At 66.2% G+C, this 17961-nt stretch carries 19 protein-coding genes and 1 riboswitch; of the genes, 14 read left to right on the plus strand and 5 right to left on the minus strand.

Features of this window, described 5'->3' with window-relative positions; all coding sequences use genetic code 11:
• Positions 1–6: 6 nt before the first annotated feature.
• From IWY39_RS13340 to IWY39_RS13350, 3 genes are all read left to right on the plus strand, one after another.
• Complete coding sequence (locus IWY39_RS13340; RefSeq protein WP_107123343.1) at positions 7–240, plus strand: formate dehydrogenase subunit delta; 234 nt, start codon at positions 7–9, stop codon at positions 238–240.
• Positions 237–1031 carry a formate dehydrogenase accessory sulfurtransferase FdhD gene (gene fdhD / locus IWY39_RS13345; RefSeq protein ID WP_019053066.1) on the plus strand — a complete coding sequence of 265 codons (795 nt, stop codon included), beginning with the start codon at positions 237–239 and terminating at the stop codon, positions 1029–1031. The genes IWY39_RS13340 and fdhD overlap by 4 nt, the downstream gene beginning before the upstream one ends.
• Positions 1032–1099: 68 nt before the next feature.
• A riboswitch (cobalamin riboswitch) is annotated at positions 1100–1319 on the plus strand.
• Between the two features lie 172 nt (positions 1320–1491).
• Positions 1492–3327: a TonB-dependent receptor plug domain-containing protein gene (locus IWY39_RS13350; RefSeq protein WP_107123535.1), complete on the plus strand. Its 1836-nt coding sequence runs from the start codon at positions 1492–1494 to the stop codon at positions 3325–3327.
• Between the two features lie 37 nt (positions 3328–3364).
• On the opposite strand, the gene IWY39_RS13355 is transcribed toward IWY39_RS13350, so the two are convergent.
• The gene (locus tag IWY39_RS13355; RefSeq protein ID WP_107123342.1) at positions 3365–4234 is read right to left on the minus strand and encodes an ABC transporter substrate-binding protein; all 870 of its coding nucleotides are present in this window, start codon (positions 4232–4234) and stop codon (positions 3365–3367) included.
• A 77-nt stretch (positions 4235–4311) separates the two neighbouring features.
• On the opposite strand from IWY39_RS13355, the gene IWY39_RS13360 reads away from it, so the two are divergent.
• Complete coding sequence (locus tag IWY39_RS13360) at positions 4312–5307, plus strand: FecCD family ABC transporter permease (protein ID WP_107123341.1); 996 nt, start codon at positions 4312–4314, stop codon at positions 5305–5307.
• Positions 5301–6077, plus strand: coding sequence for an ABC transporter ATP-binding protein (locus IWY39_RS13365; protein ID WP_107123340.1), 777 nt, complete (start codon positions 5301–5303; stop codon positions 6075–6077). The genes IWY39_RS13360 and IWY39_RS13365 overlap by 7 nt, the downstream gene beginning before the upstream one ends.
• 153 nt (positions 6078–6230) lie before the next feature.
• On the opposite strand, the gene IWY39_RS13370 is transcribed toward IWY39_RS13365, so the two are convergent.
• Positions 6231–7436 (minus strand): penicillin-binding protein activator, encoded by a 1206-nt coding sequence (locus IWY39_RS13370; RefSeq protein WP_181316561.1) that lies wholly within the window; start codon positions 7434–7436, stop codon positions 6231–6233.
• A gap of 11 nt (positions 7437–7447) precedes the next feature.
• Between IWY39_RS13370 and rsmI the strand changes: the two genes are divergently transcribed.
• The 4 genes from rsmI (at position 7448) to IWY39_RS13390 (ending at position 10502) form a co-directional block, all read left to right on the plus strand.
• Positions 7448–8290 (plus strand): 16S rRNA (cytidine(1402)-2'-O)-methyltransferase, encoded by an 843-nt coding sequence (gene rsmI / locus IWY39_RS13375; protein ID WP_107123339.1) that lies wholly within the window; start codon positions 7448–7450, stop codon positions 8288–8290.
• Positions 8287–8640 (plus strand): YraN family protein, encoded by a 354-nt coding sequence (locus IWY39_RS13380; protein WP_107123338.1) that lies wholly within the window; start codon positions 8287–8289, stop codon positions 8638–8640. Before rsmI ends, IWY39_RS13380 begins: the two co-directional genes overlap by 4 nt.
• A 136-nt stretch (positions 8641–8776) precedes the next feature.
• On the plus strand, positions 8777–9751 hold the full coding sequence (gene gshB / locus IWY39_RS13385; RefSeq protein WP_017183876.1) for a glutathione synthase: 975 nt from the start codon (positions 8777–8779) through the stop codon (positions 9749–9751).
• Between the two features lie 151 nt (positions 9752–9902).
• Positions 9903–10502, plus strand: a complete 600-nt coding sequence (locus IWY39_RS13390; protein WP_017183877.1) for a DedA family protein — start codon at positions 9903–9905, stop codon at positions 10500–10502.
• Here IWY39_RS13390 and IWY39_RS13395 read toward each other — a convergent pair.
• Positions 10499–11392 carry a tyrosine recombinase XerC gene (locus tag IWY39_RS13395; protein ID WP_107123337.1) on the minus strand — a complete coding sequence of 298 codons (894 nt, stop codon included), beginning with the start codon at positions 11390–11392 and terminating at the stop codon, positions 10499–10501. The two genes, IWY39_RS13390 and IWY39_RS13395, sit on opposite strands and share 4 nt — an antisense overlap.
• Before the next feature lie 428 nt (positions 11393–11820).
• On the opposite strand from IWY39_RS13395, the gene IWY39_RS13400 reads away from it, so the two are divergent.
• Genes IWY39_RS13400 through IWY39_RS13420 form a run of 5 tightly spaced genes read left to right on the plus strand, consistent with a single transcriptional unit; the run spans position 11821 to position 15969 of the window.
• Complete coding sequence (locus tag IWY39_RS13400) at positions 11821–12696, plus strand: MBL fold metallo-hydrolase (protein ID WP_107123336.1); 876 nt, start codon at positions 11821–11823, stop codon at positions 12694–12696.
• Positions 12681–13400 carry a DUF4230 domain-containing protein gene (locus tag IWY39_RS13405; protein WP_107123335.1) on the plus strand — a complete coding sequence of 240 codons (720 nt, stop codon included), beginning with the start codon at positions 12681–12683 and terminating at the stop codon, positions 13398–13400. The genes IWY39_RS13400 and IWY39_RS13405 overlap by 16 nt, the downstream gene beginning before the upstream one ends.
• A gap of 33 nt (positions 13401–13433) precedes the next feature.
• Positions 13434–14420 carry a quinolinate synthase NadA gene (gene nadA, locus IWY39_RS13410; protein WP_017183880.1) on the plus strand — a complete coding sequence of 329 codons (987 nt, stop codon included), beginning with the start codon at positions 13434–13436 and terminating at the stop codon, positions 14418–14420.
• A 3-nt stretch (positions 14421–14423) separates the two neighbouring features.
• Positions 14424–15272, plus strand: a complete 849-nt coding sequence (gene nadC, locus IWY39_RS13415; RefSeq protein WP_107123334.1) for a carboxylating nicotinate-nucleotide diphosphorylase — start codon at positions 14424–14426, stop codon at positions 15270–15272.
• Positions 15265–15969: a ribonuclease T2 family protein gene (locus IWY39_RS13420; RefSeq protein WP_107123333.1), complete on the plus strand. Its 705-nt coding sequence runs from the start codon at positions 15265–15267 to the stop codon at positions 15967–15969. Before nadC ends, IWY39_RS13420 begins: the two co-directional genes overlap by 8 nt.
• A 24-nt stretch (positions 15970–15993) precedes the next feature.
• Here the strand turns inward: IWY39_RS13420 and IWY39_RS13425 are convergent, their stop codons facing one another.
• Positions 15994–16416 carry a DUF4112 domain-containing protein gene (locus IWY39_RS13425; RefSeq protein ID WP_107123332.1) on the minus strand — a complete coding sequence of 141 codons (423 nt, stop codon included), beginning with the start codon at positions 16414–16416 and terminating at the stop codon, positions 15994–15996.
• Between the two features lie 26 nt (positions 16417–16442).
• Positions 16443–17939, minus strand: a complete 1497-nt coding sequence (locus tag IWY39_RS13430; RefSeq protein WP_196871592.1) for an ABC transporter substrate-binding protein — start codon at positions 17937–17939, stop codon at positions 16443–16445.
• Positions 17940–17961 lie beyond the last annotated feature (22 nt).

Consider the following 17961-nt stretch of genomic DNA (forward strand, 5'->3'; position numbering starts at 1 on the left):
GGCCCGATGAGCGACGAAAATGACGTCATGTCCACCGCCGACCGGCTGATCTACATGGCCAACCAGATTGCGCGCAATCTGGCGGCGCAGGGCGATGCGGAGGCGGTTGCGTCCACCGCCAGCCATATCGCCAGCTTCTGGGACCCGCATATGCGCGCGCGGATCGTGGCGCTGGCGGCGGAGCAGCCCGACGCCCTGTCGCCGATCGCGGCGCAGGCCGTGCGCCGGATCAGCGCTTGAAGCAGGGCGGCGACGCGCTGACCTTCACCCGCCTGGCCCGCGATGGGCAGGGCGAAGCGGTCGAACGGGTGCTGGCCGACGAAGTGCCGGTCGCGATCGAATTCAACGGCATCGGCTATGCGGTGCTGATGGCGACGCCCACTGATCTGACCGATCTGGTGCTGGGTTTTGCGCTGGCGGAACGGTTGATCGGGCCGGACGATGCGCCCTTCGACGTCGATACCCATGATACCGATCAGGGCATAGTGGCGCGCGCGACGCTGCCGCCATCGCGGACCGATTTGCTGCTGGACCGGGTACGGCACCGCGCGTCCGATTCATCGTGCGGCCTGTGCGGGATCGAAAATCTGGAACAGGCGATTCGGCCCCTGCCGCCAGTGACGACGCGATCGCGCGCCGACCGGGCGGCGATCTTTCGCGCGCTTGATGGGCTGGCGGCGCATCAACCGCTCAATGCCGCGACAGGCGCGGCCCATGCCGCCGCCTGGGTCGGCGCGGACGGGGCGATCCGTCTGGCGCGGGAGGATGTCGGGCGGCACAATGCGTTCGACAAGCTGATCGGCGCGATGAAGCGCGCGGGCGCGGGCTGGGATGAGGGCTTTGCGCTGCTGTCGTCACGCTGTTCCTATGAACTGGTGGAGAAAGCGGTGCTGAGCCAATGCCCGCTTTTGGTGACGATTTCTGCCCCCACAAGGCTGGCGGCGGAGCGCGCGGCGGCGGCGGGACTGCCGCTGGTCGTGCTGGCGCGACGCGACGCGATGTTGCACCGGGGCAACGCCCCGCTGACGTAGCGAATCAGCCGCTTGGCAATACCGCGCCTTTGCCCTAGAGCGCGTCGCGTGAGGGGGGCTCGCCTTTCTTGCAGCTAGATCGCGCCGGTGTCCCGCAAGGGGCTGAAAATGGGAATGCGGTGCGGGCGTGGAAGCGCCCTATTCCGCAGCTGTCCCTGCAACTGTAAGCGGTGAGCATGATGCATAAGGGTCGCAAGACCCGGCCACTGGACGCCAATGTCTGGGAAGGTTCGTGCATCATTGCCCTGACCCGTGAGCCAGGAGACCTGCCGGCGTCTGGTCGCTCTTGCCCTGATCCAGGGGATTGGTCATGGCACGGTGGTTTTCCGTCGAGCGACGCTGTGCGGCCGGGGCCGCATCGTGCCGTGCGGCGGGGGCTGGCGTCATCCCGCATCATGGCGCGACCGCGTGCGCGGACGCCCTGGCCTTGAAGTCGCATGGGACGCTCAGGGCATATATCATGGTAAAAACAGGGATTTCTCTCATTGCGCTGCTGGCGGCAACGCCCGCTCTGGCGCAGGACGACGACATCATCGTCACCGCATCGGGCATCGAACAGTCGCGCGACGAAGTGGGGCAGGCGATCACCGTCATCGACGCGCAGACCATCCAGACCCGGCAGGCTATCGATGTGGTCGATCTGCTGGCGACGACGCCCGGCGTTCGTTTCAACCGTAACGGGTCCACCGGCGGAGTGACCGGCGTATCGCTGCGCGGCGCGGAAACGACGCAGACTCTGGTGCTGATCGACGGGGTGAAGGTCAATGACCCCAGCGGCATCGGCGATGGGTATGATTTCGGCCATTTGCTGACCGGCAATATCAAGCGGATCGAAGTGCTGCGCGGCTCCAACTCGGTCGTCTATGGCAGCCAGGCGATCGGCGGCGTGGTCAACATCATGACCGGCGTGCCGGTGGACGGCTTCGGCGCGAACGCCTCGGTCGATTATGGTTATAGCGATACGGTCAATGCCAAGGCGGACGTGTCCGGCTCCAGCGGCATCGCGTCGGGCGGCGTGGGCGCGGCCTATTTCCGCACGGATGGCATTTCATCTGCCGCGGGCGGTACGGAAAAGGATGGCTATGAAAATATCGCCACCAACGCGCGGCTCAAACTGGCGTTCAGCGATGCGCTGAGCCTCGACCTGCGTGGTTATTATATCCATGCGGATCTCGACTATGACAGCTTCTTTGGCGCACCGGCCGACAGCAGCGATGTGAGCAAGCTGGACCAATATGTGGGCTATGCGGGCCTCAACCTGGCTTTGCTGGATGGCAAGCTGACGAACCGCGCAGCCGTCACCTATCTGCGCAACGACCGCGACTATTATTTCGTGCGCGGCACCGACCCGGATTATGGCTATTCCGGCACCAACCTGCGCTTTGAATATGAAGGCGTCTATGCCCCGGTCGATCAGGCCAAGCTGGTATTCGGCTACGAGCATGAGCGGCCCGACTATGATTTCTTCGGGTTTGGCAGCACGTCGTCGGCGAAGATCAATATCGACAGCGTCTATGCGCTGGCGATCGTCAAGCCCTTTACGGGCCTGTCGGTCACGGGCGGTGTGCGGCATGACGATCATAGCCAGTTTGGCGGCGCGACCACGTTCGGCGCGAATGCCAACTATTCGCCCAATGCAGGCGCGACCAATTTTCGCCTGAGCTATGGCGAAGGGTTCAAGGCGCCCTCGCTCTATCAGCTGTACGACATGTTCAGCGGCAATAGCGCGCTGCGCCCCGAACGGTCGAAAAGCTATGATGTCGGCTTTGACCAGAGCCTGGATGGTGGCCGGGCGATCCTGTCGGTAACGGCGTTTCGTCGCGACACGACCGACCAGATCAATTATGACAATGCGACCTTCAGCTACAGCAATCTGGACCGCACCCGCGCCAAGGGCGTGGAGGCGAGCATTGCCTTGAAGCCGGTGGACGCGCTGACCGTGACGGGCAGCTATAGCTATGTCGATGCGCGCGACCGGTCGGGCGGGATCACAGACGGCAACCGCCTGCCGCGCCGTGCGGCCAATGCGATCAGCGTTTCGAGCGACTATGTCTGGTCGTTCGGCCTGTCGACCGGGGCGACCGTGACGATGGTAGGCGACAGTTTCGACAATGCCGCCAACACCCGCCGTCTGGATGGCTATGCGCTTGTCGGCCTGCGGGCTTCGCTGCCGCTGGGCGAGCATCTGGAAGTCTATGGCCGGATCGACAATCTGTTCGATGAAGCCTACGCCACGGCCTATGGCTATGGCGTCTATGGCCGCTCCGCCTTTGGCGGCGTGCGTGTCCGCTTCTGATATGGCACAAGAGGGGACGGGCGCGCTGCTCGTCCCTTCACCTTGGCGCGTTCTGACGCGCCGCGCTTTTGCTGCGTGGCGCCCCAAGTTGCGCCGTGCCTTTGCTACGTGGCGCCCCAAGTTGCACCACGATGGCCCGCGCCGCCTGCACATAGGCCGGGCCGCCGCACACGGTCCAGCTTTGCGGCAGGCTGATGCGCGGGATGGATTTGATCGCCGGATGCTGGAGCATTTCGGTCCCCTGATCGACCACCGCTTCGCTGCCGCTTTCCACGATCAGCCAGTCGGGCCGCGCCGCGACCATCGCCTCCAGCGGCACCTGCGCCAGCGCGGGCTTGCCGAGTTTTGCGGCCAGATTGGTCAGCCCGACCCGATGCATCAGGTCATCGACCAGCGTGCCTGTGCCGGTCATATAGCCGCGCCGCTGATAATAGGCGGCAACGCCGCCGCGCTTCGCTTTCGGCAGTGCCGCCAGATCGCGGTTCATCTGCGCAATCAGCTTTTCGCCCCGGTCGACATGGCCGACCGCGCGCGCGACCTGCCGTATCTGATCCTCGATCGCGCCATAATTGTCCGCACTGGCCAGGCCCAATATGGTCCATTGGCCCGGCGGCGCTCCGGCGACCATGTTTGGCCCGATCGGATAGCCCAGGATCAAATCGGGGCGGATCGCGAGCACCTCTTCCGAAGCGCGGCGCAGCGTATGATAGCCGCGCGCCTTGTCCGCCGCCGCCGACAATTCCGGGTCGAGCGCATTGCTGCTGAGCGCCGCGATCTGGCCCTTGTCGGCCAGCGCGATCAGATATTGATCGGCGCACACGTTGAGCGACACGATCCGCCGCGGCGCAGCGTGTGCCGTGCCGGTGAGTGTCAGGGCGGCAATGGCGAGGATCAACGGACGGATCATGGAGCCTGTCTTGTAGTAGGATATGTTCCTGCCTTCGCAGGAACATGGCGCTTTGCCAACCGCCAAGGGGAGCGCCCGTGACGCCCCGCCACCATCCCTTGCTCGTCCCCGCGCTGCTGATCCTGCTGGTCGGCGCGGCGATGGGATCGGTGATGCTGGGGGCCGTCGCGATCAGCACGGCGCGGATATGGGCGGTGCTGACCGGCGGCGGCGATGCGGTCGCCCGTGCGATCATCATCGACCTGCGCCTGCCGCGCATGCTGCTGGGCCTGCTGGTGGGCGCGATGCTGGGCCTGTCGGGCGCGGCGTTGCAGGGCTATCTGCGCAACCCGCTGGCCGAACCGTCCGTGCTGGGCGCGTCCAATTCAGCGGCGCTGGGCGCGGTCTGCGCGCTCTATTTCGGCCTCAGTGCGCTGCATCCGCTGGTCCTGCCGCTGCTCGCCATCACCACCGCGCTTGTCGCCATTGCCGGGCTGTTCTTGCTGGCCGGTCCATCGGAAAGCCCGCTGACCCTGATCCTGGCGGGGATCGCGGTCGCGACGCTGGCGGGGGCGGGCATCAGCCTGTCGCTTAACCTGTCGCCCAATCCCTTTGCCGCGATGGAGATCATGACCTGGCTGATGGGCAGTCTGGAGAACCGCAGCTATGTCCATGTCCTTGTCGCCTTGCCCTGCATCGCGATCGGCGCGGCGCTGCTGCTGGCGGACGGGCGGACGCTGGACGCGCTGACATTGGGGGAGGAAGGCGCGCAGGCGCTGGGCGTGAACCTTAATGCCGCGCGGTTGCGCATGATGCTGGGCGTCGCGATCGGCGTGGGCGGCGCGGTGGCGGTGTCCGGCGCGATCGGCTTTGTCGGTCTGATCGTCCCGCATATCGTCCGCCCGCTGACCGATCGGTCGCCATCGGCGGTGCTATGGCCGTCACTGCTGGGCGGCGCGGTGCTGCTGACGCTCGCGGATATTGGCGTGCGACTGATCCCGTCGGTCAATGAGCTGAAGCTGGGGGTCGTCACCGCGATGCTGGGCGTGCCGGTGTTCCTGATCCACCTGATGCGGGAGCGACGGTTATGGTGAGCCTGACGGTAGAAGGGCTGTCCGTCCGGCTTGGCCGTCATGTGGCGGCGGTGCGCGATGTCGCGGTGACGCTGGAGCCGGGCCAGCTGGTCGGCATCATCGGTCCCAATGGCGCGGGCAAGTCCACGCTGATCCGGGCAATGTTGGGCCTTGCGAAGCCGCGGGCGGGCCGCGTGCTGATCGACGGACAGGATGTGGCGCGGATCGACCGGGGGGCGATAGCGCGCGCCATCGCCTATCTGCCGCAGGGTCAGACATTGCACTGGCCGCTCAGCGTCGATCGGCTGGTGGCGCTGGGGCGGCTGCCGCATCTGGGGCCGCTGTCCCGCCTGTCCGACGCAGATGAGGCAGCGGTCGAGGCAGCGATGGCGCGGGCCGATGTGCTGCACCTGAAAGGACGGATCGCGACCGAATTGTCCGGCGGGGAGCGGGCGCGGGTGCTGCTGGCGCGGGCGCTGGCGGTCGGGGCGCGCGGGCTGATCGCCGACGAGCCGCTGGCGGCGCTGGACCCTGGCCATCAGATCGACGTCATGAACCTGCTGCGCGACGAGGCGCGCAGCGGCGCGCTGGTGGTGACGGTGCTGCATGACCTGAGCATGGCGGCGCGCTGGTGCGACCGGCTGCTTCTGATGGATGGCGGCGCGCTGGTCGCCGACGGCGCGCCGATGGAGGTGCTGACGACGCAGGCGCTGGCCGATGTCTATGGCATCACCGCCTGCATCGATCCGGGCAATGGCTGGCCCTTGATCCTGCCGACCGGGCGCATCTAAAATCCTCCCCTGCAAGGGGAGGGGGTTGAATGGAGGCACGTGACTCCATTCAACCAGCGAAGCTGGTGGTGGAGGGGTGTCCCGCTATCGATAGGGTGACACCCCTCCGTCAGGGCTACGCCCTGCCACCTCCCCTTGCAGGGGAGGATGATTTCATTCCGCGAAGCTGCGGGGAGCAGGCGCGATGACCGTGACTGCCCCAGCCCCTACTTCGGACACTTCCAGCGCACGTTCGGCGACGCCGTTGCGGCCAAAGCGGAATGCGCCGTCAATGCCCGAAAAGCCGCCCGAATCGCGCAGGCGCGTGGTGGGGAAGGGGCTGCCGGGCTTCCAGTCCTGCGCGATCCGCACCGTCAGCAGGACCGAATCATAGCCGAGCGAGGACAGGCGGAAGGGCGCCGTGCCGTAGCGGGCGCGATATTTGCCCGCGAGCTGGCGATAGAGCGTGTCCGACACGCTGGCGAACCATGCGCCGCGCAGCACCGGGCTTGCCGCCAGCGTGCCTTCTGTATTCCACAATTCCGTGCCGAGCAGGCGGGCCGTCGCGCCGCCATTCTTGCGCACGATCGGGGCGATCTGGATCGCGACCTTGCCGCTGTCGGCGATCAGCAAGGCGTCATAGCTGGACGAGGCCTGCAATTTCTTCACCGCTGCGGTGATTGAGCCGGGGCTACGATCGAATGTCTGCATCGACACGACGGTGCCGCCCGCCTGTTCAACCGCGCGCAGCAGCGCATTGCCGGCGCGTTCGCCATAGGTGCCGCGCGGAATGAGCGCGGCGAACTGCGACAGCCCCTTGTCATGGGCGAAACCCACGACCCGCTCGATCGACTGGTTGGGGTTGTAACCCATGATGTAGACGCCATTGCCTGCGACGCTGGCGTCGTTGGAAAAGCTGATCACGGGGACATTGGTGCGCGCGGCGATCGGCCCCACGATGCGGGCGTCCTCCGCCAGCAGGGGGCCAAGGATCAGGCGGTTGCCCTCGGCCAGGGCGCGGTTCGCCGCGGCTGCGGCGCCGGGCGCGGTGTCATAGGTGGTGATGCGGATCTTGTCGGTCCGGGTGTCCATCAGCGCCAATGTGGTCGCGTTGGCGATCGACTGGCCCACGGCGGCATTGGGGCCGCTCATCGGTACCAGCAGCGCGACGCGGTGGCGCAGCGTGTCGGTCGGCAGACCCTGGGTCACATCAGGGCCGGTCGGTCCTGTCGGGCCGGTCGGGGTGACGGGGGCCGGTCCCTTGGGCACGATCGACTGACAGGCGGCGAGCAGCAGCGTGCCCGCGGCAAGCATAATGCGCGTGCCGCGTTTCAAAGAAGCGAACAAGTCCGCTTGCCGGGAGGCATCCGTCTCTGTCATCTGGCGTCCTTATGGAAACACAATCATCGGGTCTTGAACCTGGGCTTTATATCGTTGCTGGGCCGATCGGCAACCTTGGTGACCTTACCCCGCGCGCGGCGGAGGTGCTGCGGCTGGCCGATGTCGTCGCCGTGGAGGATACGCGGGTGAGCGCGCGGCTGTTGCGCCATGCCGGTTCGGACCGGCCGATGATCCCCTATCATGACCATAGCGGCGAAAATGTGCGGCAAAGGCTGGTTGACCGGATGGCGGGCGAATCGGTCGCCCTGCTGTCGGACGCGGGAACGCCGCTCATTTCCGATCCGGGCTACAAGCTGGTGCGCGATGCGCGGGCGGCGGGACGGCGGATCACGACCCTGCCCGGTCCCAGCGCGGCGATCGCGGCGCTGACGCTGTCGGGCCTGCCGACCGACCGTTTCCTGTTCATGGGCTTCCTGCCCAGCAAGGCCAAGGCGCGCGGCGATGCGCTCGACGAGGTGGCGGGGCTGCGGGCGACCCTGGTCTTCTATGAAAGCGGCCCGCGCCTGTCGGAAAGCCTGTCCGCCATGGCCGCGCATCTGGGCGACCGGGACGCGGCGGTCAGTCGGGAAATCAGCAAGGCCTTCGAGGAAACGGCCTGCGGCACGTTGAGCGCACTGTCCGCCCGCTACGCCGATGCGCCGCCCAGGGGCGAAATTGTGGTGACGGTCGGCCCGCCCGGCGAGGCTGCGCCGGCCAGCGCCGAGGATGCGGATGCGGCCCTGCTGGAGGCGCTGACCCGGCTGTCGGTGTCGAAGGCGGCGGGCGAGGTCGCGAAGAAACTGGGGCTGGACCGGCGCACCCTGTATGACCGGGCGACGGAACTGAAGGGGTGAAGCGGGAAGCGGCCGAGCGACGCGGACGTCAGGCAGAGCGGATCGCGGCCTGGTGGCTGCGGCTGAAGGGCTGGCAGATTGTCGGGCGGCGGATGCGGACGCCAGCGGGGGAGGTCGATCTGGTCGCGCGCAAGGGCGCGATGCTCGCATTTGTGGAGGTCAAGGCCCGCGCTACGACGGCGGAACTGGACCTGGCGATCGACGAGCGGCGGTTGCGCCGGGTCGCGGCGGCGGCGGAAATTCTGTGGCATGATCTGGCCAAAGCGGGCGACGACATGCGAATCGACGTCATCCTCCTTGCGCCGGGCCGTGCGCCACGCCATCTGGCCAATGTCTGGCATGGGGGGTGATGTGCCTCTCCCCCCAAAACCGTTCGGGCTGAGCGAAGTCGAAGCCCTCGCCTGAGCGCCAGCGAAGGCAAAGCACCTCGCTAACGCTCGGCGGAGCCCTTCGACTTCGCTCAGGGCGAACGGAAAAGGAATGAAGATGACGCAACTGAACCCCCTGACCGTCGCCGTCCAGATGGACCCGATGGAGGGCATCAAGATCGCGGGCGATTCGACCTTTCACATCATGCTGGCCGGGCAGGCGCGGGGACACAGGCTCTACCATTATCTGGCGACCGACCTGACCTATCGCGATGGCCGGGTGCTGGCGAAGGCGCGGCCAGTGAATGTGCAGAAGGTGGAAGGCGACCATTTCGCTTTTGGCGAGCCGGAAATGCTGGACCTGGGGCGCGATGTCGATGTCGTGCTGATGCGGCAGGACCCGCCCTTTGACCTGAGCTACATCACCGCCACCCATTTGCTGGAGCGGGTGCAGGAAGAAACATTGGTGGTCAACGATCCGGCCAGTGTCCGCAATGCGCCCGAAAAGCTGTTCGTGCTGGACTATGCCCGCTTCATGCCGCCGACCATGATCACCCGTGACCTGGCCGAAGTGCGCAGCTTCCTGGCCCAGCATGGCGAGATCGTCGTCAAGCCGCTCTACGGCAATGGCGGCGTCGCCGTTTTTCATGTCGGCAAGAATGGCGCGAACCTGTCTTCGCTGGTGGAAATATTCAAGGCGTCATGGGTTGAGCCGTTCATGGTTCAGGCCTTCATCCCCGGTGTCGCGCAAGGCGACAAGCGTATCGTCCTGATCGACGGCGAGGTCGCGGGCGCGGTCAACCGGATTCCGGGTGCGGGCGAAATCCGGTCCAACCTGGCGGTTGGCGGATCGGCGGCCAAGACCGTGCTGACCGACAGGGAGCGGGAAATCTGCGACGCGATGGGACCGGAACTCAAGGCGCGCGGCCTGCTGTTCGTGGGCATCGACGTGATTGGCGGCGAGTGGCTGACCGAAATCAACGTGACATCGCCCACCGGGATCGTGTCAATCGATGCCTTTGACGGCACCGATACGGGCGGGATGATCTGGGACGCGATCGACGCGCGGCTGGCGGCACGGGCAGCGGCTTGAGCGAGTTTTTGTCTCCAGATCCGTTCGGGCTGAGCCTGTCGAGGCCCTCTACTGAGCGAAGCGAAGTGACCTCCCTCCGGTCGGCCAAACCCTTCGACTTCGCTCAGGGCGAACGGAAGAAGAATATCATCCTTCATTCGGGCATCGTGACATGACCGACTGGGTGCTCCGCCTGATCGACGCGGGCGGCTATTGGGGCATTTTCGTCCTGATGGTGCTGGAAAATGTCTTTCCGCCGATCCCGTCGGAACTGATCATGGGCATTGGCGGCATTCGCGTGGGTCAGGGGCGGATGGCGATGGAATGGCTGCTGCTGGCCGGCACCATCGGCACCACGGTCGGCAATTATTTCTGGTATCTGGTCGGCCATGTGCTGGGCTTTGGCCGGTTGAAGCCACTGGTCGATCGTTATGGCCGCTGGGCGACGCTGGAATGGCGCGATGTCGAGGCGCTGGACCGACTGTTCGGCAAATATGGCCAGATCGTCGTCTTCGTGTTCCGCTTCATGCCAGCGCTACGGACGATGATATCGTTGCCCGCCGGGCTGTTCCGCATGGGGCATGTGAAATTCCTGGCGTGGACAGCGGGCGGGGCGCTGATCTGGAACATCATCCTGGCCTATGCCGGATTCGTGCTGGGCAGGAATTTCAGCCAGATCGACAAATATATCGGCCCCGCCGCTACCCTGTGCGTGGTGGGCGCGGTGATCCTCTATCTGTGGCGGCTGGCGACCTGGCGGCCAAAGGGTTAGGCGCGCGGGTGGGCGTTGCGGTAGACGTCCATCAGGTGCGCGGCATCGACCTGGGTATAGACCTGGGTGGAGGACAGGCTGGCATGGCCGAGCAGTTCCTGCAAACTGCGCAGGTCCGCGCCGCGCCCCAGCAGATGGGTGGCGAAGCTGTGGCGCAGTGCATGAGGGGTGGTGCGGTCCGAGAGGCCGAGCCGTCCGCGCGCGCCCTGTACCGCGCGGCGGATGAGGGCGGGGGAGAGCGGGCCGCCACGGGCGCCGCGGAACAGCATCTCGTCGCGGGTCATGGGATAGGGGCAGAGCGCCACATAGGCGTCGATCGCCGCGCGGACCTGTGGCAACAGCGGGACGACGCGCATCTTGCCCCGCTTGCCAGTGACGCGCAGGGTTTCGCCCAGAGGCAGCGCCGCACCGGTCAGCCCCATCGCCTCTCCGATCCGCAGTCCCGCGCCATAGAGCAGCATGAGCACCGCCCAGTCGCGCGCGCCGATCCAGGCTTCACGCGCCCCTTCGGCAATGTCCTGCGCCAGCGCGACGGCTTCATCGGGGGAGACGGGGCGGGGCAGGCCCCGCTTGGTGCGGGGGCCTTTCAATAGGGGCACGCGGGCGTCCTCACCCCCGATGAAGCGCAGGAAACCGCGCACGGCGGACAGTTCCCGCGCCGCTGACAGATTGCCGATACCCTCCATCCGCCGCGCGGTGAGGAAGGCGCGCAGGTCCGCCTGGCTGATCTGCGCCAGCAGCGCAGCGGTGACTTGCTCGCCATGATGCGCCTCCAGAAAGGCGACCAGCCGCTCGGCGGTCGCGACATAGGCGCGCACCGTATGGGTCGATCGCCGCCGGTCGAGGCTGAGATGATGACGCCAGCGTTCGATAAGGTCGGGGGAGGGCATGAGGGCAGTCTAGGGCAGGCGCGGGAAATAGGAAATGGCGGGCTTAACTTCGCATATTTCCCGGCAAATGCGACATAAAAGAACAAGGTTGGGACATTTTGTGACGGCTGAGCACGTTGCAAATTCGATAGTGGTGTGGTGGTTGACCAGAGGCCAGGCCGAGGGGATCGCGCTTCTGATAGGGCGACACCCCTCCCCCACCGCTTCGCGGCGGTCCCCCTCCCCTTGCAGGGGAGGATTTTCCAGGGTCGGCTTTGCACAGCGCATGTTCGCCTAATTTTTGAGCCAGGAAGAAGGGTTGGGATTGCCCGGTCCGGCATGGGCCGGGTTCGATGAAATGGGAGAGTTGCGGCGGCAGCATAGGGCCAAGCGGGGCGATAGGACAGGCGTGGCCTTGAAATCCGGCGGGAAATGGGCACATGGGAAGCATGGCACCCCCTTTTGATCTGGCCGACCTGCCGACGGGCGTGGCGATGCCCCTGTCGCCGCTGGTGGCCCGCGTGCTGGCGCCCAATCCGTCGCCCTTCACCTTCACCGGCACCCAGACCTATGTGGTCGGATCGAGCGACGTGGCGGTGATCGATCCCGGCCCGGACGAGGCGGATCATCTGACGGCGCTCACCGCCGCCATTGCCGGGCGGCCGGTGGTGGCGATCGTCTGCACCCATACCCATCGCGATCATAGCCCGGCTGCCCAGCCGCTGCGCGCCATGACCGGCGCGCCGGTGATCGGCTGCGCGCCGCTGACGCTGGACGATGACGGGCCGCGCGCCGATGCGGCGTTCGACGCGGCGTATCGTCCCGACCGGATACTGGCGGACGGGGAACGGCTGGTCGGCGAGGGGTGGACATTGGAGGCGGTGGCGACTCCGGGGCATACGTCCAACCATCTGTGCTTCGCCCTGGTCGAGGAACAGGCGCTGTTTACCGGCGACCATGTGATGGGCTGGTCCACCAGTGTCATTTCGCCGCCCGATGGCGACATGGCCGATTATATGCGGTCGATGCAGCGGTTGCTGGAGCGTCAGGACACTATCTATTATCCCGCCCATGGCGAACCGATCGACAATCCGCAGCGGCTGGTGCGCGGCATGATCGGCCATCGCAAGCAGCGGGAGGGCCAGATTTTGCGCTTTCTGGAGCGCAATGGCGACAGCTTGATCCCCGACATGGTGGCCGAAATGTACAAGGGCGTCGATCCGCGCCTGCACCCGGCCGCCGGGCGATCGGTGCTGGCGCATCTGATCGACCTGCATCAGCGGGGGCTGGTCATGGCGGCGGACGATCTGTGGCAGATGCGCTGAAACGCTATGCCGGGCCGTTTGTGGCCGGACTGCTGCTGCTGTTCGTCGGCATGGCGATGTGGATCGGCTGGCAGCGCTATGACCGCGACTATGTCGTGGCGGTGGAGGAGGACGGGTCTGCCGTCACCAAGGTGATCGCCGCGAAGATCGCCGGGGTCAGCAGCCTGAAAGTGTCCGAACTTAACGGCACGATCCAGAGCAGCGCGCAGGATGTGCGCGGCTTTGGCCTGCTCAAGTCCGACCAGGTCGTCAAAATGCCCTTCTCGGTCGATTATTTCGTCGATGTCAGCGGATTGGGCGCGGACGATCTGGAATGGGACGGGCAGACCCGTACGCTGATCGTCAACGCGCCCGACGTGATGGCGGGCAAGCCCAATGTCGATGAGAGCCGCCGTACGCTGGTGCAGACCAACGGCCTGTTCGTGACCCGGCAGGCGAGTGAGGCGCTGAGCCGCCGCGTGTCCGCCCATGCGCAAAGCCGCGCGCTGGCAACCGCGCGCTCGCCCGAACGGATGGCGCAGGCGCGTGAATATGGCCGCGCGGCGATCGGCAAGTTGATGGCCGCGCCGCTCAGCGCGGCGGGCTATGGCGATGCGCGGGTGATCGTCACCTTCCCGCCGGAGCGCAGGGGCCGCAATGGCGAGCGGTGGGATGTGACCACGCCGATCAACGAGGTGCTGGCCAACAAGCGAGCGCAGCGCTAGGGCGCTCGTCAAGGACCGAGGAGTTTTAGGGACATGAACGCTTTTACCGGCATTCCGCAGGGGACTGACCTGCGCGCAGAGATTGAGCGACTGCGCAAGGAGCGCAACGCGGTGATCCTGGGTCACTATTATCAAAGCCCGGAAATTCAGGACCTGTCGGACTTTGTCGGCGACTCGCTGGAACTGTCGCGCAAGGCGGCGGAGACGGACGCGGACGTCATCGCCTTCTGCGGCGTGCGCTTCATGGCGGAGACGGCCAAGATCCTGTCGCCCGACAAGATCGTCGTGCTGCCCGACATGGATGCCGGTTGCAGCCTGGAGGACAGCTGCCCGCCCGCCCAGTTCAAGGCGTTCCGCGAAGCGCATCCCGACCATATTGCGCTGAGCTATATCAACTGTTCGACCGAGGTGAAGGCGCTGTCCGACATCATCGTGACATCTTCGTCCGCCGAAAAGATACTGGCGCAGATCCCGAAGGATCAGAAGATCATTTTCGGCCCCGACAAGCATCTGGGCGGTTATCTGAAGCGCAAGCTGGGCCGCGACATGCTGCTGTGGCCGGGCGTGTGCATCGTGCATGAGGCGTTCAGCGAGACCGAATTGCTGAAGCTCAAAGCCCAGCACCCCGACGCGCCGATCGCCGCGCACCCCGAATGTCCGCCCTATATCGTCGATCATGCCGATTATGTCGGGTCGACCAGCGGCATATTGGACTTTGCCAAGACGATGCCGGGCGACACGCTGATCGTTGCGACCGAACCGCATATCATCCACCAGATGGAAAAGGCGGTGCCGGAAAAGACATTCATCGGCGCACCGGGCGCGGACGGCAACTGCAACTGCAATATCTGCCCCTATATGGCGCTCAACACGATGGAGAAGCTGTACCTCGCGCTGCGCGACCTCCAGCCGCGCATCGAGATGGACGAAACGCTGCGGCTGGGCGCGAAGAAGAGCCTCGACCGGATGCTGGAAATGGCCAGCGGCACGGTGGGGCAGGGGGATTTGGGGGCGCGATAAGCCATGACCTTCTCCCTCCCCCGTTTCGACCTTGACGCTTTCGTCGCTTCCACGCTGGCCGAGGATCTGGGGCCGGATGGCCGGGACGTCACCAGCGAGGCTGTGATCCCCGCCGATGCGATGTTCGACGGGGTGATGGATACGCGCGACGCGGTGACGCTGGCGGGACTGCCGGTCGCAGCCGCTTTTTTCCGGGCGCTCGATCGCGATGTGGTGATTGAACTGCTGCATCAGGATGGTGACCGGGTGGCGGCGGGGACCGACATCATGCGGATTCGTGGGAAGGCGCGGGCGATGCTGACGGCGGAGCGATCGGCGCTCAATACGGTGCAGCATCTGAGCGGCATCGCGACGATGACGCGCGCCTATGTCGATGCGATCGATGGAACTGGCGCGACGCTGCTGGATACGCGCAAGACCATTCCGGGGCTGCGTGTCCTTGAGAAATATGCGACGCGGATGGGCGGGGCGACCAATCACCGCATGGGATTGTGGGACGCGGCGATGATCAAGGACAATCATGTCGCGGTCGCCGGATCGGTCGAGGAAGCGGTGCGCCGCGCGGTGGATGCCGGGGTTGCCAGCATCATCGTAGAGGTCGACCGGATCGACCAGATCGAACCGGCGCTGGCCGCCGGGGCCACGCATTTGCTGCTCGACAATATGGATGCGGCGACGCTGCGGCAGGCGACGGCGCTGGTCGGCGGGCGCGTGCCGACCGAGGCATCGGGCGGAGTGACGCTGGAGACGATCCGGGCAAGGGCGGACACGGGCGTCACCTATATCAGCGTCGGGCGACTGACCCAGTCGGCCCCGGCGGCGGACATCGGGCTGGATTTCGCTTATGCTTAAAGGGCTGGCCCTGGTGGCGCTGATCGCGATGCCGGGGACGGCGCTGGCGCAATCGGCCCAGTGCAGCCCGCCCGCGCAGATTGCCCGGCCCGACCTGGAGGGGCCGACCGCCAAGGAGCCCAAGCGCATCCTGCCGATCGGCAGCTATACGCTGGCGCTCAGCTGGTCGCCGCAATATTGTTCGACCGCGCGGGGCAAGGGGAGCGCGCTTCAGTGCGATGGCCGCCATGGCCGTTTCGGCTTCACCCTGCATGGGTTGTGGCCGGACGGCTTTGGCAAGGAATGGCCGCAATATTGTCGCGCCGCCAATCTGGTGCCCCGGCAAGTGATCCGGCAGAATCTGTGCGCGACGCCGTCGGTCCAGCTGATCCAGCATGAATGGGCCAAGCATGGCACCTGCATGACGACAAAGCCGGAACTCTATTTCAACCTGTCCCGTGCCTTGTACCAGTCGATCCGCTACCCCGACATGGGGGCGCTGGCGCGGACCAAGTCCCTGACCGTCGGGCAGTTTGCGCAGGCCTTTGCGCGCGCCAACCGGGGGTTGAAGCCCGATATGCTGCGTGTCACGACGACGCGGGGCAACTGGCTGAGCGAGGTGTGGCTGTGCATGGACCGGGCGATGGAGTTTACCCGCTGCCCGGCGCATCAGGGCGGCGCGCCGGTCACAAGCCGGCTGCGGATCGCGCCGCTATAGTCGCTAGCCCTCGATCGTCAGTCCCTAGCCCTCGATCGTCGCGGTCGAGGGGTGGTGCTTGTCCAGATGCTTGCGGATGATGCGCAGGTTGCGGGTGTTTGAGCGGAACGCGAAGTCGAACAGATCGCCGACCAAGGGAATCGCGCCCAGCAGCGTATCGACCCCGACATTGGCTGACATGCGGGTGATCTGCCATTTCGACATGCCCAGATTGCGCGCTTCCCAGACCATCCACATGCCCATGGATGCGGTCGCCAGATCGCCGATGACCGGCACCAGCCCGACGATACTGTCGATACCGACGGGGCGATTGATGCCGGGGACGACGAACAGGCGTTCCAGCACCGCCTCCATCGCTTCGATACGGCGGCGCACCGAGGCGGGGTCGCGGCCAAGGCCCGGAATGGCGCTGGCGGCGCCATTTGTGGAGTCGGGCGAAATCGGCATGGGCAAGGCGTCTCCTGTTGCCTGCCCTAGTTGGTGCGTCGGAACAGATGGTTCAATGGGTGGCGCGCGCGGGGGGATGGCTGGAAACCGTTGAGCCGCTTCGACACGAGCGACCAGCGGATCGGTGTGCCAAGCGGGATATAGCCGTTATGCGCGACCATCAGCGCTTCGGCCTCCGCGATGCGGGCGGCGCGGTCCTCCGGCTTGCTGGCAAGGCTGGCGGCCTGAAGCTGGGCATCGGCGGCGTCGCTGCAATGGATTTTGCGGGCGCAGCCGACCCGGCCCAGATACCAGAGCGCGCTGTCATAGGCGGCGACTTCGTCGATCAGCCGCAGTTCCGCGTCGCTGGTCATGGAGACGCGCCGCACCGGCAGGCCGATGGCGTCCAGATCGCGTCGCAGCAGGCCGAACAGCAAAGTCGCGCCCGGCCCCTGCGGCAGGGCGATGCGCAACGGCGGCGGGTCGCCATGATCGTCGCGCCAGACGGCAACGGCAGCGCTCGCCCGGCCGCGCCGGTCCTCCAGCGACAGGGCGGCCCAGTCCGGATCGGTCGGCGCGCGGCCAAGATCGAGCTGGTCGGGGACGATGCGGTTGCTGGTGGCCCAGCCGCCGATCGGCAGCAGGGCAGGGATCTGGCTGCGGTCGATCGCCATGTTGATCGCCGCGCGTATGCCGTCATCGTCGAGCAGACTGCCCCGGCCCGTCACGGCCAGCCCCAGCAGCCCCTGCACCGGATCGGCCCGCACGGCATCGCGATCGACCCCGGCGGGGACGAGCAGCGGCAAATCGGCCAGTCGCCCCCCCAGCACCAGCGCGGCCTGCCCTTCGCGGAAGCGCACGATGGCAAGGGCAGCGCGTTCGGCGCGCAGCACGCGCGTCTGCCAGGCGGGGACCGGCGTGTCTTCGGCATCGTCATTGTCGCTCAGCCGGTCGATCGGGGTCAGGATTATCGCCTTGCCCCATGTCTTGCGGCGATAGGGGCCAGTGCCCCCGTCGCGCGAGACGATGGCCATTTGCGGCTGGGCCAGCATCTGGAGGATATAGGGGCGGGCCGTCGCAAGGCGGATCTCGATCACTTCGCCGGTCATCGGGATCACGGCCTGCACCGCGTCGAGCGGTCCGTCCGGGTCGAGCCGGCGCAGCGATTCGATCCGCGCCATCAGCATCCGCGCCACATCGGGTGCGGCGACCCGCGCGCCATTGGCCCAGAAGGCGCGGCGCAGGCGGAAAATATAGCTGCGCCCGTCATCCTCCACGATCCAGCGCTGGGCGAGTGCGGGCAATATGTCGCCGCTGGCGTCGAAAGCGACCAGCCCCTGCGCGGTCGCTTCCAGAAACAGCTTGGCGCCCGGATCAGGCAGATGCTGCAAGGGTTTGGCGAAATCTTCGCGATCCCCCACGACGCTGACGACGACGGGATCGTTGCTGTCGGCCGAACAGCCGCCCATCATCGCAAGCAGGCCGGGCAGCGCAGCAAGGGCGAGGCGGTGGACGCGCCGACGGGGGATGGGGACGGTCGACATGATGGGCCGCCACCCTAGCCCG

This window comes from Sphingobium sp. JAI105 (assembly GCF_015752145.1).
GTDB lineage: Bacteria > Pseudomonadota > Alphaproteobacteria > Sphingomonadales > Sphingomonadaceae > Sphingobium > Sphingobium xenophagum.

Bases quoted from the DNA above. Each gene is read 5' to 3' on its own strand.
- gshB (WP_017183876.1), top strand. From the start codon at position 8,777: ATGACGCAACTGAACCCCCTGACCGTCGCCGTCCAGATGGACCCGATG.
- IWY39_RS13430 (WP_196871592.1), bottom strand. From the start codon at position 17,939: ATGTCGACCGTCCCCATCCCCCGTCGGCGCGTCCACCGCCTCGCCCTT.
- IWY39_RS13340 (WP_107123343.1), top strand. From the start codon at position 7: ATGAGCGACGAAAATGACGTCATGTCCACCGCCGACCGGCTGATCTAC.
- nadA (WP_017183880.1), top strand. From the start codon at position 13,434: ATGAACGCTTTTACCGGCATTCCGCAGGGGACTGACCTGCGCGCAGAG.
- IWY39_RS13420 (WP_107123333.1), top strand. From the start codon at position 15,265: ATGCTTAAAGGGCTGGCCCTGGTGGCGCTGATCGCGATGCCGGGGACG.
- nadC (WP_107123334.1), top strand. From the start codon at position 14,424: ATGACCTTCTCCCTCCCCCGTTTCGACCTTGACGCTTTCGTCGCTTCC.
- IWY39_RS13400 (WP_107123336.1), top strand. From the start codon at position 11,821: ATGGCACCCCCTTTTGATCTGGCCGACCTGCCGACGGGCGTGGCGATG.
- IWY39_RS13390 (WP_017183877.1), top strand. From the start codon at position 9,903: ATGACCGACTGGGTGCTCCGCCTGATCGACGCGGGCGGCTATTGGGGC.
- IWY39_RS13355 (WP_107123342.1), bottom strand. From the start codon at position 4,234: ATGATCCGTCCGTTGATCCTCGCCATTGCCGCCCTGACACTCACCGGC.
- rsmI (WP_107123339.1), top strand. From the start codon at position 7,448: ATGGAAACACAATCATCGGGTCTTGAACCTGGGCTTTATATCGTTGCT.
- IWY39_RS13370 (WP_181316561.1), bottom strand. From the start codon at position 7,436: ATGACAGAGACGGATGCCTCCCGGCAAGCGGACTTGTTCGCTTCTTTG.
- IWY39_RS13365 (WP_107123340.1), top strand. From the start codon at position 5,301: ATGGTGAGCCTGACGGTAGAAGGGCTGTCCGTCCGGCTTGGCCGTCAT.
- IWY39_RS13350 (WP_107123535.1), top strand. From the start codon at position 1,492: ATGGTAAAAACAGGGATTTCTCTCATTGCGCTGCTGGCGGCAACGCCC.
- IWY39_RS13395 (WP_107123337.1), bottom strand. From the start codon at position 11,392: ATGCCCTCCCCCGACCTTATCGAACGCTGGCGTCATCATCTCAGCCTC.
- IWY39_RS13425 (WP_107123332.1), bottom strand. From the start codon at position 16,416: ATGCCGATTTCGCCCGACTCCACAAATGGCGCCGCCAGCGCCATTCCG.